General features: G+C 50.5%; 21 protein-coding genes. 10 read left to right on the top strand and 11 right to left on the bottom strand.

The genetic code is table 11. The features are described 5' to 3' along the window. Window positions 1-38: 38 nt before the first annotated feature. The 3 genes from E1189_RS08780 to E1189_RS08790 are packed head-to-tail and all read right to left on the bottom strand — an operon-like array spanning window position 39 to window position 2,079. A complete protein-coding gene (locus E1189_RS08780) occupies window positions 39-635 on the bottom strand; it encodes a SprT-like domain-containing protein (protein WP_155159701.1) in 597 nt (198 codons plus the stop codon). Next, window positions 632-1,525, bottom strand: a complete 894-nt coding sequence (ubiA, locus tag E1189_RS08785; RefSeq protein ID WP_155159702.1) for a 4-hydroxybenzoate octaprenyltransferase — start codon at window positions 1,523-1,525, stop codon at window positions 632-634. Before ubiA ends, E1189_RS08780 begins: the two co-directional genes overlap by 4 nt. Then, on the bottom strand, window positions 1,522-2,079 hold the full coding sequence (locus E1189_RS08790; protein WP_155159703.1) for a chorismate--pyruvate lyase family protein: 558 nt from the start codon (window positions 2,077-2,079) through the stop codon (window positions 1,522-1,524). The genes ubiA and E1189_RS08790 overlap by 4 nt, the downstream gene beginning before the upstream one ends. A 391-nt stretch (window positions 2,080-2,470) precedes the next feature. On the opposite strand from E1189_RS08790, the gene E1189_RS08795 reads away from it, so the two are divergent. Continuing rightward, complete coding sequence (locus E1189_RS08795) at window positions 2,471-2,761, top strand: HU family DNA-binding protein (RefSeq protein WP_490353068.1); 291 nt, start codon at window positions 2,471-2,473, stop codon at window positions 2,759-2,761. 179 nt (window positions 2,762-2,940) lie between these two features. After that, window positions 2,941-3,327 carry a helicase gene (locus E1189_RS08800; protein ID WP_230460282.1) on the top strand — a complete coding sequence of 129 codons (387 nt, stop codon included), beginning with the start codon at window positions 2,941-2,943 and terminating at the stop codon, window positions 3,325-3,327. Between the two features lie 49 nt (window positions 3,328-3,376). Here the strand turns inward: E1189_RS08800 and E1189_RS08805 are convergent, their stop codons facing one another. After that, complete coding sequence (locus tag E1189_RS08805) at window positions 3,377-4,696, bottom strand: L-cysteine desulfidase family protein (RefSeq protein WP_155159705.1); 1,320 nt, start codon at window positions 4,694-4,696, stop codon at window positions 3,377-3,379. Between the two features lie 87 nt (window positions 4,697-4,783). On the opposite strand from E1189_RS08805, the gene E1189_RS08810 reads away from it, so the two are divergent. Together E1189_RS08810 and E1189_RS08815 are read left to right on the top strand one after the other, a co-directional pair. Further along, complete coding sequence (locus E1189_RS08810) at window positions 4,784-5,299, top strand: Lrp/AsnC family transcriptional regulator (RefSeq protein ID WP_329601953.1); 516 nt, start codon at window positions 4,784-4,786, stop codon at window positions 5,297-5,299. A gap of 158 nt (window positions 5,300-5,457) precedes the next feature. Further along, entirely contained in the window at window positions 5,458-7,143 is a 1,686-nt protein-coding gene (locus tag E1189_RS08815; RefSeq protein WP_155159707.1) for an NAD-dependent malic enzyme, read from the top strand. Between the two features lie 94 nt (window positions 7,144-7,237). Here E1189_RS08815 and recG read toward each other — a convergent pair whose 3' ends face one another. Together recG and E1189_RS08825 are read right to left on the bottom strand one after the other, a co-directional pair. Beyond that, entirely contained in the window at window positions 7,238-9,334 is a 2,097-nt protein-coding gene (gene recG, locus E1189_RS08820; protein ID WP_329601954.1) for an ATP-dependent DNA helicase RecG, read from the bottom strand. A gap of 9 nt (window positions 9,335-9,343) precedes the next feature. After that, on the bottom strand, window positions 9,344-10,267 hold the full coding sequence (locus tag E1189_RS08825) for a hydrogen peroxide-inducible genes activator (protein WP_155159708.1): 924 nt from the start codon (window positions 10,265-10,267) through the stop codon (window positions 9,344-9,346). Window positions 10,268-10,466: 199 nt separating this feature from the next. Between E1189_RS08825 and E1189_RS08830 the strand changes: the two genes are divergently transcribed. The 5 genes from E1189_RS08830 (at window position 10,467) to E1189_RS08850 (ending at window position 14,512) form a co-directional block, all read left to right on the top strand. Beyond that, on the top strand, window positions 10,467-11,300 hold the full coding sequence (locus E1189_RS08830; protein ID WP_155159709.1) for an SDR family oxidoreductase: 834 nt from the start codon (window positions 10,467-10,469) through the stop codon (window positions 11,298-11,300). 151 nt (window positions 11,301-11,451) lie between these two features. Further along, entirely contained in the window at window positions 11,452-12,225 is a 774-nt protein-coding gene (locus tag E1189_RS08835) for an ABC transporter ATP-binding protein (RefSeq protein ID WP_155159710.1), read from the top strand. 61 nt (window positions 12,226-12,286) lie between these two features. Continuing rightward, on the top strand, window positions 12,287-13,036 hold the full coding sequence (locus E1189_RS08840; RefSeq protein WP_155159711.1) for an ABC transporter substrate-binding protein: 750 nt from the start codon (window positions 12,287-12,289) through the stop codon (window positions 13,034-13,036). Between the two features lie 60 nt (window positions 13,037-13,096). Then, the gene (locus E1189_RS08845) at window positions 13,097-13,825 is read left to right on the top strand and encodes an ABC transporter permease (RefSeq protein WP_329601955.1); all 729 of its coding nucleotides are present in this window, start codon (window positions 13,097-13,099) and stop codon (window positions 13,823-13,825) included. Between the two features lie 3 nt (window positions 13,826-13,828). Beyond that, entirely contained in the window at window positions 13,829-14,512 is a 684-nt protein-coding gene (locus E1189_RS08850; protein ID WP_155159712.1) for an ABC transporter permease, read from the top strand. Window positions 14,513-14,560: 48 nt separating this feature from the next. Here E1189_RS08850 and E1189_RS08855 read toward each other — a convergent pair whose 3' ends face one another. The 3 genes from E1189_RS08855 to rpoZ form a co-directional block, all read right to left on the bottom strand. Then, a complete protein-coding gene (locus tag E1189_RS08855) occupies window positions 14,561-14,950 on the bottom strand; it encodes a RidA family protein (protein ID WP_155159713.1) in 390 nt (129 codons plus the stop codon). Between the two features lie 96 nt (window positions 14,951-15,046). Continuing rightward, on the bottom strand, window positions 15,047-17,170 hold the full coding sequence (gene spoT, locus E1189_RS08860; protein ID WP_155159714.1) for a bifunctional GTP diphosphokinase/guanosine-3',5'-bis pyrophosphate 3'-pyrophosphohydrolase: 2,124 nt from the start codon (window positions 17,168-17,170) through the stop codon (window positions 15,047-15,049). Between the two features lie 111 nt (window positions 17,171-17,281). After that, on the bottom strand, window positions 17,282-17,533 hold the full coding sequence (gene rpoZ, locus E1189_RS08865) for a DNA-directed RNA polymerase subunit omega (RefSeq protein ID WP_329601956.1): 252 nt from the start codon (window positions 17,531-17,533) through the stop codon (window positions 17,282-17,284). 435 nt (window positions 17,534-17,968) lie between these two features. Between rpoZ and E1189_RS08870 the strand changes: the two genes are divergently transcribed. Beyond that, entirely contained in the window at window positions 17,969-19,360 is a 1,392-nt protein-coding gene (locus tag E1189_RS08870) for an aminopeptidase (RefSeq protein ID WP_155159716.1), read from the top strand. 63 nt (window positions 19,361-19,423) lie between these two features. Here E1189_RS08870 and gmk read toward each other — a convergent pair whose 3' ends face one another. Both gmk and E1189_RS08880 read right to left on the bottom strand, forming a co-directional pair. After that, window positions 19,424-20,038, bottom strand: coding sequence for a guanylate kinase (gmk, locus tag E1189_RS08875; protein WP_155159717.1), 615 nt, complete (start codon window positions 20,036-20,038; stop codon window positions 19,424-19,426). A 313-nt stretch (window positions 20,039-20,351) separates the two neighbouring features. Continuing rightward, window positions 20,352-20,803: DeoR family transcriptional regulator (locus E1189_RS08880; protein ID WP_155159718.1), on the bottom strand; the 452-nt coding region annotated here is incomplete at its 5' end.

Genomic DNA, 20,803 nt, shown 5'->3' on the forward strand with positions numbered 1-20,803 from the left:
TTTTGTGTAGGCATACTCTGTTTAAAAAATTGAATGAGTTAAGTAAGTGTTACGAGCAGTGAGCCAAGCACCCGATAGTGACGCCCTGTAGCCGGTTCTTCACACAACCAGTATTTACGTAACTTTCTTATTGCTTTGAAGGTTTTTCCCTTCTCAATTTGAAAAACATCTCCTGCCTTGAGATCGTTCACTGTTGTACTATTCGTAGATATTCTCAGGCTTTGCAGGTGCGAATCGGTACTACTGCTGGCCGCAGGATTTTTACTGTGACTCTTTAATACTTCAGAGGTTATGGCATCCAGAACATTGAGCGCAAGCAGTGCGTGCAGATTGGCACGGTAATTGGCTTTCCATTCCTTTCCATGAGGGGAAGCTCTTCTTCCATACTTGTTCCAAGTGTGAACATGGGCAACTTCATGGGCAAAAGTAATGAGAAACTGAACAGGTTCCAGGTCACCATTCACACTGATACGGTGAGGCCTACCGGAAGCAGCTGGGCGAAAGTCTCCCAGCTTTGTTTTACGAGGGCGGGAGACGCGCATATGAATGTTGTCATCAACCAGCCAGCGAGCACAGAGGGCCTCTGTACCCGCGGGTAAAAAGGGGGTGAGTTGTTGGGAAATTTTTTGGATCATCCGGTTATCAAGGGCATGTGCATAAGGGCGCTGTCAACGATAATGCCGGCAAGCACCGCCAACCCTGCCCAGTGATTAGAAAGGAATGCTTGAAAACATCCGTCTCGGTTCCGGGTGCGAGTCAGTTTAAACTGGTGAAGGAATACAACAGTCATGCCAAGCAAACCCAGATAGTAGGCAACCCCGGCCTCGTTAATCAATCCGGTAAGAACGAGAATAGAGAGAGTTGATGTCTGCAGTAGCTGAATGATCAGGTTGTCGTACTTACCAAACAGAATGGCGGTGGATTTAATACCAATTTTGAGGTCGTCATCTCTGTCCACCATCGCATATTGCGTGTCGTAGGCCACAATCCACAGCAGGCAGGCTGCAAACATCCACCATGCAGAGGGGGCAATAGTGTTGGTTTGCGCGGCCCAGGCCATGGGAATGCCCCATGCAAATGCAGCTCCCAGTACAAACTGGGGCAGGTGTGTGAAGCGCTTCATAAATGGATAAATAATCGCGAGAGCTGCACCGGCAAACGAAAGTTTAATGGTGAGAGGGTTGGTCATCAAAACCAGAAGAAATGAGCAAAACAGAAGTGCGGCAAAAAGACTTAACGCCTCTTTGGAGGAAACCCTGCCTGTGGCCATGGGGCGGTTCTGAGTTCTGATTACATGGCCGTCGAGCTTGCGATCGGCAAAGTCGTTAATCACACATCCTGCAGAACGCATCAGTAGTGTGCCCAGACAGAAAATTACCACAAGGCTAAGATGCGGCCAGCCATCTGCAGCCATCCAAAGCCCCCAAAGGGTCGGCCACAGCAGAAGATAGGTACCTATCGGGCGGTCAAAACGGGTGAGCTGAATGTAGCTTTTCAGTCGAGATGGTAATGGCGTAGTGCTCATACGGATAATGCTTCTACCATGATCGAGTCCTTTTCTGTGGGAGGCATATCTGGCAAGAAGTATTCACAGACAGCCAGTGGTTTATGATTGAGCATAAATCGGGATCTGCGCCCCCAGATATTTTGTCCCAGTCTATCAGTTGTTCGAGTCAGCTCTATAGCACTGCGCTCCAGATTCGGTTGGGCAAACAGGAATGCACCGAGCGGGCGATTTTTCAAAAAAAGGAGCTGACGATTCTGGTTCTTAAGGCTGGAAGCCGGGATAATGCTGCGGGCAAACACTTTAGGGGTGCCGTTACAGTGCAGGATGACCTCTCTGACACTGGCCTGCTCCCTGTCTTCCATATCCAGAAAACGGCGTTCATCAATTGCGGGCTTGTCCCAGTCGTGGAAGATGACTTGAACTTCAAACGCGCCTGGAAAGGTTTTTTTTAATCGGGCAGTGAGAGAGCCTGCATCCAAAAGCCAGTCTTTCCAATGGTCGGGAAGATGCCATGGAAGGGTCTCTGTTGTGTACCAGTGCAGTTGTTCCAGATTTACCGGGCGATACGGCATAGTGCTCCTACATCTTGCCCCTGTGTTGTTTTGGCGCTAACGCCGTGATGGATCGAGAATGCGTGATAATGTATGTAGGCGCAAGTATTTGGACGTGCTTTCAGCTGAGTTTTTCAAGAACAATAAACTTCAAAGAATCTGCTTATCCTAATGGTTTTTGTATGCTTTTTGGTCGACTGAACGTTTTTGTTGGCTCAAGAGGCGATAATTGGTATTGCCCTTGGGGAATCACTGATTTAAGGTTGATCCCAGTGCTGGTACTTATGAACGCTGAAAAATAGCTGAATAGCGGTGACTATTTCTGTGATTCAGTAAGTGCTGCCTGTTCTCGGTTGTGAGCTCTGGAAGAGCTCTCCAGGGAAAATAACAACAATCATAAATAATAAAACGGATTCGAGAGGGAGCTATGCGCAAGCCCGAACTTGTTGCTGCTATTGCAGACCAGACAGATCTCAGCAAAGACAAAGCCAGTGAGGCACTGACTGTCATTATCGAAGAAATAACTCAGGCGCTTGAGCGTCAGGAATCTGTGAACCTGATTGGTTTCGGTTCCTTTACTCAGCGTTCACGTGGTGCCCGTACAGGCAAGAACCCTCAAACCGGTCAACCCATGGATATCCCTGCCAGCAACACTGTTGCCTTCAAGCCAGGCAAGGCTTTGAAAGAAGCTGTGAATAAATAAAAAATACTCTGTGCTGATGTGGAATTCTCAAACTCTCCCCGTATCAGCACATTTTCTCTTTTCTTAATTTCATTTCTATCTTGGCTCTTTTAACCCCCATTTTCGGCACAAAGTGCACTAGATTGGTTCAGGTTTCCTTATAGAATGCCAACAGGATATTGAGAGTGAGGGGTAGATCTGTGAAATTTCGGTTACTGCTTTTGGGGCTGGGCCTTTTGATGAAGCGAGCCAGTGCCAACAATCCTGCATTTCAGAAAAAGCTGGAAGGCAAGGATATGTCCTTTGAAATTTCCAGTGACGATGGTGTATGCCGCAGCTTTACTGTGAAAAACAATACAGTCAGCAGTCGTGGCGGGAAGGCGCAGGCTCCTGAGTTTTGTTTGCGGTTCCAGTCGGCTCAGGAAGGTTTTTCAGCACTGACAGCAAAGAATGCCCAGCTGGCTTTCATGAAAGGTATCCAGGACAAAACCATTCGCGTGGAAGGCAACCCTATGAGCCTGATGTGGTTCCAGAGTATTGCTGCGATGGTGGTGCCCAGGAAGAAAAAGAAGAAACAGGCTGCCTGATTTCTAAGGTCCGTGAAAGGCGCTCACTTTTTGAGCGCCTTTCTGTTTCTTATAGCTGCTTATTTGTCATGATCTTCAGAATTGTAGTGTCGGTTTCTGCCATACCAACATTTCCGAGGAAACCGATGTTATCAATGGTTTTTTCCAGATCATCTTCAATAATGCCTTCATGACCTGTAATGCGAATCCCATCCAGGGCCAGAAGCGCAGCTTTAACTGCGGCAGAAGCTGATGTGGATACTTTCAATGAGCAACCTGTTTTCGCGCCGTCGCAGAACATACCGGTAACATCACCAAACATATTGAAAATCGCGCTGCCTGCCTGTTCGAGATTACCGCCCAGTAACCACGTTATAGCCACACTGGACCCGGCAGCTGCCGTTGTCGCACCACACAAAGCAGATAACATGTTCAGGTGAGATTTGATATGAATGGCAGACAGGTGGCTGAGAATGAGTGCACGGATCAGCTGTTCTTCTGATGCACCAATGCGGTCTGCAACCGCAACAACAGGCATGGTGGCAGAAATGCCCTGATTGCCACTGCCAGAGTTGCTCATGGCGGGCAGCATGGCACCGTCCATGCGTGCATCGGAGGCTGCGGAGGAACGCATCATGGCGGCAACCACCAGATCTTCGCTCAGCAAGCCCTTGTCAATATTTTTGCGGAAGGTTTTACCAATCTGCAGGCCGTAGTCTTTCCTCAGGCCTTCTTTTGAAAGTGCGCCGTTAATTTCTGATGTTTTCAGGATGAATCGCAGTTTATCCAGATCGCCTTTGGTCGCAAACTCAAAGATTGAGGCGATGGACATATCAGGAACCTCAACACAGGTATTTGCTGTCATATCCTGCTTGGAAGCCGGATGCACCGGTTTACCATTGAGTTCCTCCAGAGTGATATTAGTGTGGTCATCGCGGATGATAACCCGAGCTGTGTTTTTCCCCGCTGTAGCAATTACCTCTGAGTAGAGTACGGAATCGGTATCCTTAATGCTGATAGATACACGATTGCCCTCAACCATAGCGCGGGCTGAACGTACGAAGTCGGGGGTGACGCCAGAAAGAATCTCCAGCCCTTTAGCGGTTGTGCAGCAGTCGTAGTTCGGGTCTTGAGTGGTATCGCAGCACGTGCAGCCTAATGCTGCTGCAATAGGAAGTCCGACCAGTCCTGTTCCTGGAATACCAACGCCCATGCCGTTTTTTAACAGATTACCACTAACAAAAATCTCCAGATGCTCTGGCTGGGTGCCCAAAAGTTCCGTGGCTCTGGCCGCTGCAAGTGCAGTTGACACTGGTTCCGTACAACCCAGAGCTGGTTTTACACGGTCGTTGATGATGGCAACGAAGTTATCCCATTGTGGACGCCACATGGATGATACCCCCCCGGAAAGATGGTGATTAAGTGATGGGGAATAGTTTAAAAAGAGAGGAAGGAAAAAATCTGTTTGATCTGTGCCGTGTTTTTCACTTTTTTTGACAGTATCCTTCCCGTAACTGTAACCCTTGAGAAAAATTTTGCTGTGGATGCGAAAGACAAGAAAATTCTTATTGCTTTGCAAAAAGATGCCACTCTCTCCCTGAACGAACTGGCTGAACAGGTAGATCTTTCGCCCAGCCCTTGCTGGAAAAGGGTTCGCAAGTTAGAAAACGACGGCATTATTCGTAAGCGGGTTGCTTTGCTGGATCAGTATAAAGTTGATCTTCCCTTATCTGTTTTTGTACAGCTAAAAACCCGCAATCATAACGATGAGTGGTTGAAACATTTTGCGGTGACCGCATCCACATTTGATGAGGTTGTGGAGCTATATCGTATGGGCGGAGAGTGGGATTACATGATGCGTGTTGTTGTGAATGATATTCACGCCTACGACCACTTCTACAAAGCACTGATTAAGGCTATTCCAGACCTGAGCAAGGTGTCATCTTCTTTTGCCATGGAGCAAATTAAATACACAACAGCTCTCCCGTTGTAGGTGTCTCTACCTACGAAGGCAGTAGATATAGGGTAAAGCGTTAACCCAACCTACTCTTCTTATTAAAGGTCATTTATCCTAGCAGCGTTTTTTCAGACGATACCCGTAGGATACTCCGGGGTCGGAGTGTTTTTTCACCATTCACATGTGAAGTTCCCATGAAAGATACCGCCTCCCCTAGTATTCATACAGGCCTGACTGGTCGTTTGCTGTTAGAAAATCCACTGCTCAACAAAGGCACTGCGTTTTCCATGGAGGAGCGCAGTGAGCTTGAGCTTCATGGCCTGCTACCGCCTAAGGTTCAGTCTCTGGAAGAGCAGTGTACGCGTGCATACAAATCCTTTTCCCTGAAGCCGACCCCTATTCTTAAGCACATCTATCTGCGCGCCCTGCAGGATACAAACGAAACACTGTTTTACGCGCTGGTTCAACGTCATCTGGAAGAGATGCTGCCAATTATTTACACACCTGTTGTTGGGCAGGCTTGTCAGCGTTTCAGTGATATCTATCGTCGTCCTCGCGGTATCTTCATTTCCTATCCTGAGCGCGACCAGATGGATGCCATGCTGGCGAACTTCAAACGTGACATTGAGGTGATAGTGGTTACTGATGGTGAACGTATTCTGGGGCTGGGTGATCAGGGTATCGGGGGTATGGGCATCTGCGTGGGCAAGCTGTCCCTGTACACATCCTGCGGTGGTGTGATGCCGAACCAGACTCTGCCAATCGTTCTGGACTGCGGTACCAACAATCAGGAACTGCTGGACGATCCTGCCTACCTGGGGTGGCGTCACAAGCGTATCGACGACGAAGAGTACTACGAGTTTGTAGAATCCTTCATTCAGGCCATTAAACGTCGTTGGCCGAACGTTCTGCTACAGTTTGAAGACTTCGCTATCAACCACGCAACTCCTCTGCTGGAGAAGTACCGCGATGAAATTTGCTGCTTCAACGATGATATTCAAGGCACTGCTGCTGTAGCGGCGGCTACTCTGCTGTCTGCTGCACGCCGTGCAGGCAAGTCTATTGAAGATATGAAAGTTGCCTTCCTCGGTGCCGGCTCCTCTGGCTGTGGTATCGCTGAACAGATCATTCGTCTGATGACGAACCGTGGCCTGTCTGATGAAGAAGCCCGCCGCCAAATCTTCATGGTGGACCGCTTTGGTCTGCTGCACGATGGCATGGAAGGCCTGCGTCCATTCCAGCAGAAGCTTGTTCACAAAAAGGTCGAGCTGGAAGGTATAGGCAGCGAAGAGGGTGTATTCCTCGCCGACGTTGTGAGTGAAATTAAGCCTGACGTGATTATTGGTGTTTCTGGTCAGCCTGGCCTGTTCACCAAAGAAATCATCGAGAACATGGCTGAGAATCATGAGCAGCCCATCATCTTCCCGCTGTCCAATCCAACCAGCCGTATCGAAGCAACTCCCGAAGATGTGATTCGCTGGAGTGATGGTCGCGCGATCATTGCAACTGGTAGCCCATTTGCCCCCATCATTCACAATGAGAAGGCTCACGATATTGCCCAGTGCAACAATATCTACATCTTCCCAGGTCTCGGATTAAGCGTACTGGCCAGCGGTGCATCCCATATCTCCGACGGTATGCTGAATGCTGCGGTAGAAGCTCTGGCAGCCTGTTCTCCTGTAGCTACCTTCAGGGACGCACCACTACTACCCGTTCTGGAGGATATTCAGAAGGTCACCTGCGATATCGCAATGGCTGTTTCTATTCAGGCGCAGAGGGAAGGCCTGATAGAAGAGTGCTCCGAGGAAGAGCTGGAAGAGAGCATCAGAGCTCGGTTCTGGAGCCCTGAGTACCGTCGCGTGCGTATGGCTTACAGTTAAACCCTGTTACTCCTTCCTTTCGATGCTGGCAATCCCGGAGTCTCTCATTTGAGGGGCTCCGTTTTGCTTTACAGTCTCTTCGTAACATGTGCGTTCAGGCATCAGCGAAGCGATCCCCTTGAGGTAACCAGCGGTCAATCAAAGGTTGGGCATGGGCAGGAGCTTCTCTGAGAAGTTGTTCTGCGGACTCTTTAATGCTTTCCAGAAGTACCTTATCCCGTTCAAGGTCAGCGACACGGAACTGCACAAGGCCGGTTTGTCGTGTGCCCAGCACTTCACCGGGGCCGCGCAACTCGAGATCTTTCTCGGCAATGACAAAACCATCGCTGGAATCCCGCATAACCTGCAAACGCTCCTTGCTTTGCAGGGACAGAGGTGGGTGGTACATCAGAACACAATGGCTGGCTACACTGCCTCGGCCAACACGCCCTCGCAGCTGGTGGAGCTGTGCCAAACCCAGACGTTCCGGGTTTTCGATAATCATCAGGCTGGAATTGGGCACATCCACACCCACTTCGATCACCGTTGTGGCCACGAGAAGGTGAAGGTGACCCTCTTTGAAGGCGGCCATTACTTCCGCTTTTTCAGCAGGTTTCATACGCCCGTGAATTAACCCGATAGATAAATCAGGTAAAGCTTTCTGGAGTTCTTCTGCTGTGACTTCTGCGGCCTGACACTGTAAGGCTTCAGACTCTTCAATCAATGTACACACCCAATAAGCCTGACGTCCTTCCAGACAGGCTGCGCGCACCCGCGCTATAACCTGCGGGCGGCGATCGTCGCCTATCACAATAGTGTTCACTGGCGTACGCCCGGGTGGCAGCTCATCAATCACGGAAAGGTCGAGATCGGCGTAAGCACTCATCGCCAGTGTTCTGGGAATAGGTGTGGCAGTCATAATCAGCTGGTGTGGCATGGCTCCGATATTTTGGCCTTTTTCCCTGAGCGCCAGACGCTGATGGACACCGAAGCGGTGTTGCTCATCAATAATCGCCAAGGCTAGATGGCGAAACTCGACGTCATCCTGAAACAGTGCATGGGTGCCGACAATCACTTCCGCTTCACCAGAGCGAATCAATTCCAGCTGTTGTTCCCGTTTCTTGCCTTTGGTTTTGCCCGTAAGCCAGGCCACGGTAATGCCGAGGGGCTTTAGCCATGCATGGAAATTGTTGTAATGCTGTTCTGCAAGAATTTCCGTAGGAGCCATCAGCGCAGCCTGAGATTTACTCTCCACAGCCTGCAATGCTGCCAGAGCCGCCACTACGGTTTTGCCGGAGCCTACATCGCCTTGAACAAGCCGCAGCATAGGGGCTTCGGACGTAAGGTCTTTGCGAATCTCATCTCCAACCCGCTGCTGTGCACCGGTGGGTGTGAACGGAAGGTTATTCAGGAACTTATCTACAAGTTCACCTGTGCCGTGGAGTGCCAGGCCCTTTTGCCTGCGCACCCGCTGGCGGATTTGTTGCAGGCTGAGGTGGTGAGCCAGTAACTCCTCAAAGGCGAGGCGCTTCTGAGCCGGGTGCAGGCCTTCCATAATCTGGAATACATCCGCATCGGGGGGAGGGTGGTGCAAAAAGCGCACGGCATCGGTCAGTTGCCACAGGTTGTGTGGCCGGCGAACGGGTTCCGGCAACCACTCCTGCAACGATTCTGGATAACTCAGAAATTTTAAAGCTTGCTGACATAAACTACGAATACGCAGTTGGGTAAGCCCTTCCGTCGCCGGATAAATAGGCGTAAGGGTTTCTTCCACAGGAGCCGGATTATCAGCATCCAGAACTTTATATTCCGGATGATAAAGCTCCAGCCCGTGGGCACCCCGGCGGGGCTCGCCAAAGCAGCGAACTGTTGAGCCGCGCTTGAGGCCATTCTTCTGGGCAGCACTGAAGTGGAAGAACCGTAAAGTCAGAATGCCGGTGTCGTCTTTAACCTTGCACACAAGGCTGCGCCTGCGCCCCATGGTCACATCCACACCCGCAACCTGCCCCTCAATCACAGCATCCATACCGAACTGCAACGAACCGATAGGGGTAATCCGGGTACGATCCTGATAACGATGGGGTAGGTGGAACAGCAAATCCTGCAGGGTTTTTATACCAATCTTTGCCAGCTTTTCAGCCAGAGCTGCGCCTACGCCTTTTAGCGTTGTGACGGGAACTTCATGCAAAGGTTTGGGTGCAGACTGGACCACCTGAGCTCCTTATCGCATTCCGTTGATTTTAATAGGGCACTGTCGTACAGCTTGTTCAAGCGCATCAATCGCCTTCAAGCGAGGGAAGCTCGCCCGCCATGCCAGAGCAACAGTTCGGCCCGGGGATGGTGCTGTAAAGGGGCGCGTGGTGAGCAGGTTTTCTGCATAGTGGTTGGTGCTGCCCATGGCGGATTGAGGCAAAACCGTGACCCCCATACCTGAAGCCACCATATGTCGCATGGTTTCCAGTGACGTGGCCTCAATTGTGGTTTTTTTGTGGGAGCGTTCGTCCTTGTTGGTGAGCGCAGGGCAGGCTTCGAGAATCTGATCACGGAAGCAGTGGCCTTCACCCAGCAGTAAGAGATCGGCATCGGCAAGATCATTCACAGGAATGTTCTGGCGCTCCGTCCAGGGGTGATTGCCAGGCATCAGTACGGAGAAGGATTCGTCGTACAGAGCTTTGGTGACAACATCCGCTTCAGTAAACGGCAGTGCAATGATAATGGCATCCAGTTCACCCAAACGCAGGCGCTGGCGCAGCACGTGGGTAAAATTCTCTTCCACAAATAGTGGCATATCCGGTGCAATGCTGTGGAGTTGCGGAACCATGTGGGGCAGGAGGTAAGGGCCGATGGTGAAAATTGTACCGATACGCAGAGGGCTGGAGAGTTGATCTTTCCCTTCGTTGGCGATGGTTTTGATGGCAGAGGATTCTTCCAGAACCTTTTGAGCCTGTTCCACTACCTTACTGCCAAGGGGAGTGACACGGACAGCCGACTTACTGCGCTCAAAGATAGCGACACCAAGTTCGTCTTCCAGTTTCTTCACGCCCACGCTCAATGTCGGCTGGCTGACAAAGCAGCGTTCTGCGGCTTTGCCGAAGTGGCACTCTTGGGCGAGTGCGACGATGTATTTCAGTTCAGTCAGGGTCATAGGTCAATAATACTGTAAATTTACACAGTGAAACAGCACCCGACAGACTTCTGGAAACCGTGATAAAACGACCAACCTGCTCTATGGTTGCTGCTGATTAACTTTTTCTATTAACTAGGGTGAGAATAATAAACCAAATCCGCAATAAAACTGAGTCTGTTTGTGTTGCGAGTTTTGGTACGAGTTAGTGAGGGTGCGTATGACTGTTACTCTGATCGTTGGTTGTGGTGATGTAGGTTGCCGTGTGGCAGCCAGGTTGCTGACTCTGGGGCATAAGGTTTACGGGCTGCGGCGTAGTATCAGCCTTTTGCCGGATGGCGTTCATCCTGTTGCTGGAGATTTGGTGGCCGGTGAATTGGGAGAGTGGCCTGAGCAGATAGATTATGTCGTATATTGCGCGGCAGCAGGCCGTCAGGGTGAAGAAGGTTATAGGAAAATCTACCTTGAAGGGCTTGAGTATGTGATCAGGCGTCTGAAAGGCCGTAAGGATCAGCTGAAGCGCATCTTCTTCACGTCCAGTACGGCGGTGTATCACCAGAATGATGGTGAGTGGGTGGATGAATTGTCTCCTACTCACCCGGAACGCTTCAATGGAAAAATCATGCTGGAGGCCGAGAACCTCGCGCTGGATTCTGATCTTCCTGCTACTGTCGTACGCTTCGGCGGTATTTATGGGCCGGGTCGTAACTTCATGTTGAGAAAGATTCAGAGTGGTGAAGTGTATAGTTCTGAGCCGGTGGTGTACGGCAATCGCATCCATGCCGACGATTGTGCAGGTATGTTGGTGCATTTGATTGAGCTGGAAGAGCATGGCAAGTGCGTGCACCCGCTCTATCTTGGAGTGGATTCTGACCCTGCACCACTGTCTGATGTTACGCAATGGCTGGCAGAACAGTTGAACGTAACACCAACCCTCTCAACTCCGGGAGCTAACAGAGGCGGCAGCAAACGATGCCGCAACCAGAGGATTCTGGATGCGGGCTATCGCTTTCGTTATCCCGGTTATCGGGATGGGTATGGGGCCTTAATTTGACTGTTTGTTTTTTAACCAAATGCTTTTGAGTACTAAGAAAGTTGTTCCCCATATAAAAGGAATCGGCACAGGAGTGTTTTTTTTCTGGAAGCCAATGCTGTGTCAGGGTAACGTATGGCGCCTGAGCGAAGAATAAGAAAGCGAGGGTCAGATGTATCAGACGCCTGTCGCACTAAAGCTGACAGATATCCACAAACGCTTCGGGGATCTCGAAGTTCTCAAAGGCATTTCTCTCACAGCCCATGATGGTGATGTCATTTCCATTCTCGGATCCAGTGGTTCCGGAAAAAGCACCCTGCTTCGTTGCATAAATCTTCTTGAGAATCCTTGTCAGGGCAGTATTGCTGTAAATGGAGAAACCCTTCACCTGCAGACGCGATCGGATGGTGCTCTGGAAGCCGCTGATGAAAAGCAACTGGCGGCTATACGTTCCCGGTTGGGCTTTGTGTTCCAGAGCTTTAATCTCTGGCCCCACATGACCATTCTTGAAAACATCATGGAAGCACCGATGCATGTGCTGAAACGCTCCAAACGCCAAGTGGAAGAGTTATCCCTCTTCCTGCTGGAGCGCGTAGGGATGGCAGATCGTGCTCACTACTACCCGGCACAGCTTTCCGGTGGGCAGCAACAACGTGTGGCTATTGCCCGGGCGCTGGCCATGGAGCCTCGGGTGATGCTGTTTGATGAACCGACTTCTGCACTCGACCCTGAGCTAGTGGGAGAAGTGCTCAGCGTGATACGCAGCCTTGCAGATGAAGGCCGCACCATGCTGATTGTGACCCATGAAATGAAGTTTGCTCGGGAAGTGTCCGACCGAATTGTCTTTCTTCATGAAGGGCGCGTAGAGGAGGAGGGCGTGCCGGATGAAATTTTCGGCTCGGCCCAGTCAGCTCGCTGCAGAGAGTTTCTGGCAACAGCTGTTTAAAAGTACAAAACAAAAATAAAGCCAATAAGAAAAACTTAATAAAAGAAAAAAGGAGTGGGACATGAATAAGTGGCTCAAGGCTGGCGCACTGGCTGTGGCTACTCTGGCCAGTACAGCCGCCATGGCGGGGGACAAAATTCGCATTGCTACAGAAGGCGCATGGGCACCTTTCAATTATGTGAATGAGAAAGGGCAGCTGGCAGGCTTTGATGTGGATATCGCCAACGCCCTGTGCGCTGAGATGAAGGCTGACTGTACAGTAGTTGCTCAGGACTGGGATGGCATGATTCCCGCCTTGAGGGTACGTAAGTTTGATGCGATTGTTGCCAGCATGTCCATCACAGAAGAACGCCTGAAGCAGGTGGACTTCACGGATCACTATTACTCTGGTGGTTTGCGCTTTATGGGGGCGAAAGGCAAGGTTCTGGATACCTCCAAAATGGGTCTGAAAGGCAAAGTGATTGGCGCCCAGCGCTCTACTGTGGGTGGCCAGTATCTGGAAGACAAACTCAGTGATGTGGTGAAGGTTAAACTATACGACACTCAGGAAGCGGTTTATCTGGATCTGATTGCGGGCCGTCTGGATGGTGCAATTTCCGACGAACTGCCCACTTACGACTGGCTGAAAAGCGATCAGGGCAAGAACTTTGAGTACAAGGGCGAACCCTTTGCCAAAAATGACAAAATCGGTATCGCCATTCGCAAGAACGATGCCCTGAAGCAGAAATTCAATAAGGCGCTGCAGGCCATTATCGACAATGGCACCTACGAAAAGATCAACGCCAAGTACTTCCCCTTCCCTATCTACTAAAAACTTGCACCACGGTCAGGCTGGCACCTGACCGTGGTGCTGTTTAAAGGATGACCTGCTGTGGTATTTGACGGTCTGTTTGATGGATTTACCGCTCAACTGTTAGCGGGCACGGTTATGACCGTGAAGGTGACCCTGGCGGCAACCGCTATGGGTATTGTTTTAGGTCTATTGGGCGCTTCTGCCCGCCTTTCCAAAGTGGCTCCGGTGCGTTGGCTTGGGGACGGGTACGTTGGAATTATCCGTGGGATTCCCGAGCTGTTGATTGTTTTCCTGATTTATTTTGGCTCTACACGGCTGTTGATGTTTATTGCATCGCAGTTTGGTTACCACGAATACATTGAGTTAAGCCCGTTTGTTGCGGGTGTGATTGCCCTTGGGCTGACCTTTGGCGGTTATGCGACCGAGGTGTTCAGGGGGGCGTTTCTGGCGATTCCCCCCAGCCAGAAAGAAGCCGCAGAAGCTCTGGGCATGGGCAAGCTGCGTATTTTCTACCGCATTCAACTGCCGCAGGTATGGCGTGTGGCGCTGCCTGGTTTGGGTAATTTGATTCTGGTGTTGATGAAAGACACCGCCCTGATATCTGTTATCGGTCTTGAAGAACTCACTCGCAAAACCTCTATGGCCGTTACCGCAACCCGAGAACCATTTACCTGGTATCTCACTGCGGCGTTCATGTACCTGGCGCTTACCGTGATTGCGACAGTATTGCTGAATTATTTTGAAAAGCACTCACGTCGTCATGAAGTACCGGTGCAGAGTTCTTTCAAGAAGCTGGCGGAGGGGTAAGGCATGGATTGGTCTGTTATTGCTGAGTATTACCCCCGCCTGCTGGACGGCGCCTGGACGACACTGCAGCTGGTGGTGCTATCAGGTGTGATCGGCGTGATTCTCGCGGTACCCATGGCGTTGGCACGACTTTCCCCAAACCGATGGATCAATATTTTTCCCTACACCTATATTTTCTTTTTTCGTGGCACACCGCTGTTGATTCAGGTTTTCCTGATTTACTACGGGCTCTCTCAGTTTGAGGTGATTCGGGAGAGTATTCTCTGGCCGTTTCTGAGGGAGCCTTACTGGTGCGCCATTATCACCCTTGCACTGCATACAACGGCTTATATTGCCGAGATTCTTCGCGGTGCGATTCAGGCCATTCCCAAAGGGGAGGTGGAAGCCTGCCGTGTCATGGGTATGAGCAAGTTCACTATGTATCGTCGTATTCTTCTGCCCCGCGCCTTTGGCATTATGCTGCCTGCTTACGGCAATGAAGTGATTTTGATGCTGAAAGGGAGTGCGCTGGCGAGCACGATTACCTTGCTGGATCTCACAGGTATGGCGCGAACCATAATTGCCCGTACTTATACGCCGGAAGAAATTTATATTGCAGCGGGTGTGATGTATCTGGTGATCAGCTGGCTGTTCATGATTTTCTTCAAGATGTTAGACCGAGTGTTCAACCGACACCGACTGGCATAACAACTAAGCCGTGCTTGTGGAAACCGGCACGGCTTTGTTGTTAGAAGACTAAGCGTTCAGAGACAGAATCGCTTCAATCTCAACAGGCACACCCTTTGGCAGTTCTTTTACGCCAACAGCTGCGCGGGCAGGGTAGGGCTCGTCGAAGTATTCTGCCATGGTTTCATTGACCAGAGGGAAGTTGCTCAGGTCGGTCATGGATATGTTGATTTTCACTGCGTCCTGCAGGGAACCGCCAGCGGCTTCTGCAATGGCTTTCAGATTCTCAAAGCATTGGCGGGCTTTGGCTTTGAAGTCACCTTCTACTTCCTGCATGGTCACAGGATCAAAGGGAATCTGGCCGGAGATATACACAGTAGTGCCAACCTTAACGGCCTGGGAATAAGTGCCAATTGCAGCGGGTGCGTGCTCTGTATGAATGATCTGCTTGTTGCTCATTACTATGACTTTTTCATTCTATTTTGAGGGAGTTAAGCAGCATGGCAGCTTGGGAAGCTGTCGTCCAGAGCACCCGGCCTGCAACGGTAGCTGAGCTTACAGTTCTTTATCCCTGCCAATAGAATGCACGCCCCGCAGGGTGCGTATGCGTTTGATGATTTGGGCAAGGTGCACACGGTCTTTCACACTGATAAGCACCAGTGCTTTGCTCAGACGAGCGCCCTGTTCTTCCACGCCGATTTTCTCGATGCTGGCCTCAGTGGCAGAAATTGCTGTCGCAATAGAGGCGATCATGCCTTTCTGCTGATCAATCTGCAGATTCAACTCTACGGTAAACTCGCCCTGTACATTCTTGTCCCAGTCCACTTCCAGAATCTTCTCCGGACTGTGGCGGATTTCAGAGATATTGGCACAGTGCTCGTTGTGGATAACCAGCCCGCGACCAGAGCTGACGTGCCCCACCACCGGATCGCCGGGAATCGGGTGGCAGCAGCGGGCGAAGCTGATAATCATCCCCTCTGTGCCTTTGATGGTCAGCGGCTTTTCCGGGCTGCCGGAATCCAGCAAGTCGGGTTCCATCAGCTGAATATCCAGCAAACGACGGGCGATCACATAAGCCATGCGGTTGCCAAGGCCGATCTCTTCCAGCAGCTCATCCAGTTGCGTGCAGCCTGTGTGGGCGAGTACGGAATCAACGCTGGTTTGGGAAATATTTTCGAGGCTGCTGCCAAGGCTGACCAGTACCTTGTTCAGTAAGCGGCGGCCAAGGGCGATGGACTCGACCTGACGCTGGTTTTTCAGGTAATGGCGAATATTGGAGCGGGCCTTACTGGTGATCACATAGTTGAGCCACGCTGCGTTCGGTCGTGCCCCCGGTGCGGTGATGACTTCGACAGTTTCACCACTGTTCAGGGTTTGGCTCAAAGAGGCCAGCTTGCGGTCAATGCGACAGGCCACACAGGTGTTGCCGATGTCGGTATGCACTGCGTAGGCGAAGTCCACTGGTGTTGCGCCGCGGGGCATTTCCAGAATGTCGCCTTGAGGTGTGAATACGTAAACCTCATCAGGGAACAGGTCGACCTTCACGTTCTCGATAAATTCGAGGGAGTTGCCAGCCGTTTGCTGCAATTCCAACAGGTTTTGCAGCCAGGAGTGAGTGCGGCTCTGGCTGCCCACCAATGCTTCATCCCCGGATTTGTACAGCCAGTGAGCGGCAATGCCGTTATTGGCCATGTCTTCCATTTCTTGAGTACGAATCTGCACTTCCACGGGAATACCATGGAGTCCGAAAAGCGTGGTATGAAGAGATTGGTAGCCGTTGGCTTTGGGGATAGCGATGTAATCTTTAAAGCGACCAGGGATGGGTTTGAACAGGTTGTGAACGAGGCCGATGGTGCGATAACAGCTGTCTACGCTGTCGACGATAATGCGCACACCAAACATATCCATAATATCTGAGAAGGATTTGCTCTGTTCTTTCATCTTGGAATAGATGCTGAACAGGTGCTTTTCCCGGCCCATCACACGGCCTTTCAGACCTTCATCTTCCAGACGTGTGTTGATGCTTTCAACAACACCGCTGACGATTTCTTTCCGGTTACCTCTGGCCTTGCGCACTGCCTTCATCAGCAGGTTAGCACGCATGGGATACATGGCTGTGAAGCACAGGTCTTCCATCTCGATACGCATCTGGTGCATACCCAGACGCTGGGCCAGAGGGGTGTAAATATCGAGGGTTTCCCGGGCAATACGGCGGCGCTTGGCCGGACGCATAACCCCGAGAGTGCGCATGTTGTGGAGGCGGTCGGCGAGTTTTACCAGAATTACGCGAATATCCCGCGCCATGGCCAGAGCCATTTTCTGGAAGTTGTCTGCCTGAGCGAGGGTTTTGTCCTCGTACTCCACATGGGTGAGCTTGCTCACGCCATCCACAATTTCGGCCACGGTTTCGCCAAATTGTTTCTGGATTGCGCTTTTGGGAACGCTGGTATCTTCAATAACATCGTGGAGCATGGCGGCCATCAGGCTCTGATGGTCCATGTGCATGTCTGCAAGAATACCGGCTACGGCGAGTGGGTGGGTTACATAAGGCTCACCGGAACGACGTTTCTGGCCGTCGTGGGCCTGCTCAGCGTAGTAGTAGGCACGCCGAACCTGGTTAATCTGATCAGATGTAAGGTAGCTTTTCAGCCGCCATGCCAGATCATCAATTGTCGCCAATACCCGCTCCTCCTTTCAGGCGTAAACATCTTCCTGACTGTGAACAAACGGGTATTGCATGATGCGACCTTGCTCGTGCAGGGATTCGGATCAGATCAGTGAAAGGCTGAATTAGCCTTCCAGACCTGCCAGCAGCATACCTGCGTCATCATCTTCGCGATCTTCGCGGTCGATCTGTTTGGGATCGATCTTGCCTTCTGCGATCTCACGCAGGGCAACAACGGTCGCTTTATCGTTTTCCCAGTCAACTTTTGGGTCCTTGCCACCAATAGTCAGCTGGCGTGCACGCTTGCTAGCGGCCATAACCAGTTCAAAACGGTTGTCTACGTTATCCAGGCAGTCTTCAACGGTTACTCGCGCCACGGGTATGCTCCACTCTTTAATCAGCTGTTATTCCAGGGTTGCAAAAAAGGGCTGCAAGCCGAGGTTCTATAAGAGGTTTGGGGTGTCAGGACCTGTGAAACAGTCAATAACCCGCAAACTGCCAGTTTACTTAATAAATAGCGATTTTGACAAGGCGGGAAAGCCACCTTTGCCGGAAACTACTGGGATTTTTGCTGGTGACTGAGAGGGAGGTTTGTGTGCTTTTTATACAAAAATCAGTAAATCAAATAGGAATATTTACGCACCATGGTGCGATAAATAGCAGTTTGCTTAAGAAAAATTTGCTTTAAATCAATAACTAACCTTCGTTAGAGGGCTATTCTCACTGCCGAATTCTTCTATCGGTTTTAAAAGAATCAGACGTTCTTCCTTATAGAGCGCATACCTTTTAAAACCTACTCCAAGGAACTGAGCATGCTGTACAAACAGGAAAGCGGCTGGAAAAAACTCAATAATGAAGAGCGCCAGAAGATTATTAACTTCTGCGAGCCTTACAAAGAGTTCCTGGACAAAGCCAAAACCGAGCGTGAGTTCGTTATCGAATCTCAGAAGCTGGCTGAAGAGAATGGTTTTGTCGATGCACTGTCCAAAGACGTTCTGAACCCGGGTGACAAAGTATTCTTCAATCTGCGTGACAAGAACCTGGTTCTGGCCATTATCGGTAAAGACGCTCTGACCGACGGTGCAAACTTCGTTGTATCCCACGTTGACTCCCCACGTCTGGACCTCAAACAGAAACCTCTGTACGAAGACTCTGAGTTTGGTCTGCTGAAGACGCACTACTACGGTGGTATCAAGAAGTACCAGTGGGCTGCGCGCCCTCTGGCCCTGCACGGTGTTGTTGCTCTGAAGAGCGGCAAAAATGTAAACATCACTATTGGTGAAGATGGCAGCGATCCTGTCTTCATGATTCCTGACCTGCTGCCTCACCTGGATGCCAAGGTACAGCGCGAGCGTAAGGCAGGCGAAGTGCTGAAAGGCAGCGAGATGCATGTGCTGGTTGGCTCTATCCCTTGCGAGTTCAACGACGAAGACATCAAGGAGCAGGTGAAGTACAACGTTCTGCAGAAACTGAACGAAAAGTACGACATGACCGAAGAGGACTTCATCTCCGCTGAGCTGGAACTGGTGCCAGCTTCCAAAGCCCGCGATATTGGTCTGGACCGTGGCCTGATTGGTGCTTACGGCCATGACGACCGCATTTGTGCCTGGACATCCATTCAGTCCATCATCGATCTGGAAGAGACTCCAGAGAAGACGGCTATCTGCTTCCTGGTTGATAAGGAAGAGATCGGTTCCTCTGGTTCCACTGGCCTGGAATCCCGCTACATCGAACACTTCATGGAAGAGCTGGCAGCTCGTATGCCAGCCAGCAAAGACGACCGTCACGCCGTTCGTCGCTGCTTCTGGAACTCCCGCGCGCTGTCTTCCGACGTAAACGCTGGCCTGAACCCAATCTTCAAGCAGGTTCACGATCAGCAGAATGCGTCCAGACTGGGCTACGGCATCGTACTGACCAAGTACACCGGTGTTCGTGGTAAGGGTGGTAGCAATGATGCAGATGCAGAATTCGTAGGCGAAATGCGTTCACTGTTCAGCGCCAACGACATCACCTGGCAGACAGGTATGCTGGGCGAAGTGGACGAAGGCGGCGGTGGTACTGTTGCCAAGCTGCTGGCTCAGTACGGTATTCGCACTATCGACGCTGGCGCAGCTCTGCTGTCTATGCACTCTCCTATGGAAGTGGCTTCCAAGTACGATGTGCATGAAATCTACCGTGCTTACAAGGTGTTCTACGCCAAGTAATTGATGCACATTAATCCTCCCTCTCTGTAGGAGGGAGGAGCTATCTGGCTTATTTCAGCAAAATCACTTCAGCAAATCAGCCAACAGCTCTTTGCGGTATTCCTTTTGAAAACCCAGCCCCAGACGCTGGCTGCGAATCACTGCTTTCAAATCAAACAGCGCTTCCTCAAAATCATCGTTAATGATGATGTATTCAAACTCGTTGTAGTGAGACATTTCACTCACAGCCTTCGCCATGCGATGGGCAATCACCTTGTCATCATCCTGGCCACGACCGGTCAAACGCTTGTGCAGTTCAGCCTGTGAGGGTGGCAGAATGAAAATGCCAATGGCATCCGGCATCAGGCGACGCACCTGCTGGCCACCCTGCCAGTCGATTTCCAGAATCACGTCAATACCCTTTTCCAGCTGCTCTTCTACCCACGCCTGAGAAGTTCCGTAGAAATTACCGAACACTTCCGCATGCTCAAGGAAGGTGCCCTTACCAATCATATGCTGGAAAGTATCCACAGAGACGAAGTTGTAATGCTGGCCGTCCACCTCCCCTTCACGCCTGTCACGGGTGGTATGGGAAACCGATACGGTGATGTAGCGAGTGGTTTTCACCAGCTCAGTCACCAGACTGGTTTTACCCGCGCCGGATGGTGCTGCAATGATGTAGAGGGTGCCTTTGCTCATAGTCTTGATCTTAACTTGGTAGCGGTTTGGATATGACTCATCGCAGCCTGTAGACAAGAGATACAGGCTGGATAGGTCATATTGCTCTAATGGGATAGATTATAAGATCAACAGCATGGAAACACATCCTGATTATGTTGTATCTGTCATTGCTGGATTAATACAATAAGTGCAATCGGCTGAAATTTCAGATGTGAGCCAGCTTCCTTTGCTCGTAAGCACCACTACGATAAGGGAGCAGTTTTGCTCCTTTAGTGGACCATCTATGGGTACTTATTCAGGTGTGTAGCTTCATGCATGTAACTCAACTGTATTATGTTAGTCGGTCTCGTATGTTTGAAGGAGCAATGTACATGACTGATCTGCCACTTTTGGAGGACATTAAAATCCCGTGAGTTACAAGTGTGTTAAGGTTCTTTCTGGCGGTATTTTCAGAAATATCGTAAGAGGCCGAAACCTCCTTTACAGAGAACACCCTGCCGGGTTCCTTGGCCCCTTTCTTGATGACATCCTTTTGTACGAAATTGAGGGTCTTACACTTTTTCGAGTTGGCAAGGTATTCATTGACTTCAAGAAATTCCTCAGTTTTCTTTTTTAAATACTCCTGAAGCTCAGAGAACGCTTTTAGTACGGTTTCTAGCTGGTGAATGATGAAGTATGTTAAATCACTCCCATCGGTTTCAGTGTATAAGTAGGCTACTCCATACCCGACAGGATCATCTTTGATCAGTTTGCTAACCCGATGTGTGACTTTCAGGCCGAAAT

The sequence above is a fragment of the Parendozoicomonas verongulae genome, from assembly GCF_009711465.1.
GTDB lineage: Bacteria > Pseudomonadota > Gammaproteobacteria > Pseudomonadales > Endozoicomonadaceae > Sansalvadorimonas > Sansalvadorimonas verongulae.

Bases quoted from the DNA above. Each gene is read 5' to 3' on its own strand.
- E1189_RS08780 (WP_155159701.1), bottom strand. From the start codon at position 635: ATGATCCAAAAAATTTCCCAACAACTCACCCCCTTTTTACCCGCGGGT.
- ubiA (WP_155159702.1), bottom strand. From the start codon at position 1,525: ATGAGCACTACGCCATTACCATCTCGACTGAAAAGCTACATTCAGCTC.
- E1189_RS08790 (WP_155159703.1), bottom strand. From the start codon at position 2,079: ATGCCGTATCGCCCGGTAAATCTGGAACAACTGCACTGGTACACAACA.
- E1189_RS08805 (WP_155159705.1), bottom strand. From the start codon at position 4,696: ATGTGGCGTCCACAATGGGATAACTTCGTTGCCATCATCAACGACCGT.
- E1189_RS08815 (WP_155159707.1), top strand. From the start codon at position 5,458: ATGAAAGATACCGCCTCCCCTAGTATTCATACAGGCCTGACTGGTCGT.
- E1189_RS08825 (WP_155159708.1), bottom strand. From the start codon at position 10,267: ATGACCCTGACTGAACTGAAATACATCGTCGCACTCGCCCAAGAGTGC.
- E1189_RS08830 (WP_155159709.1), top strand. From the start codon at position 10,467: ATGACTGTTACTCTGATCGTTGGTTGTGGTGATGTAGGTTGCCGTGTG.
- E1189_RS08835 (WP_155159710.1), top strand. From the start codon at position 11,452: ATGTATCAGACGCCTGTCGCACTAAAGCTGACAGATATCCACAAACGC.
- E1189_RS08840 (WP_155159711.1), top strand. From the start codon at position 12,287: ATGAATAAGTGGCTCAAGGCTGGCGCACTGGCTGTGGCTACTCTGGCC.
- E1189_RS08850 (WP_155159712.1), top strand. From the start codon at position 13,829: ATGGATTGGTCTGTTATTGCTGAGTATTACCCCCGCCTGCTGGACGGC.
- E1189_RS08855 (WP_155159713.1), bottom strand. From the start codon at position 14,950: ATGAGCAACAAGCAGATCATTCATACAGAGCACGCACCCGCTGCAATT.
- E1189_RS08870 (WP_155159716.1), top strand. From the start codon at position 17,969: ATGCTGTACAAACAGGAAAGCGGCTGGAAAAAACTCAATAATGAAGAG.
- gmk (WP_155159717.1), bottom strand. From the start codon at position 20,038: ATGAGCAAAGGCACCCTCTACATCATTGCAGCACCATCCGGCGCGGGT.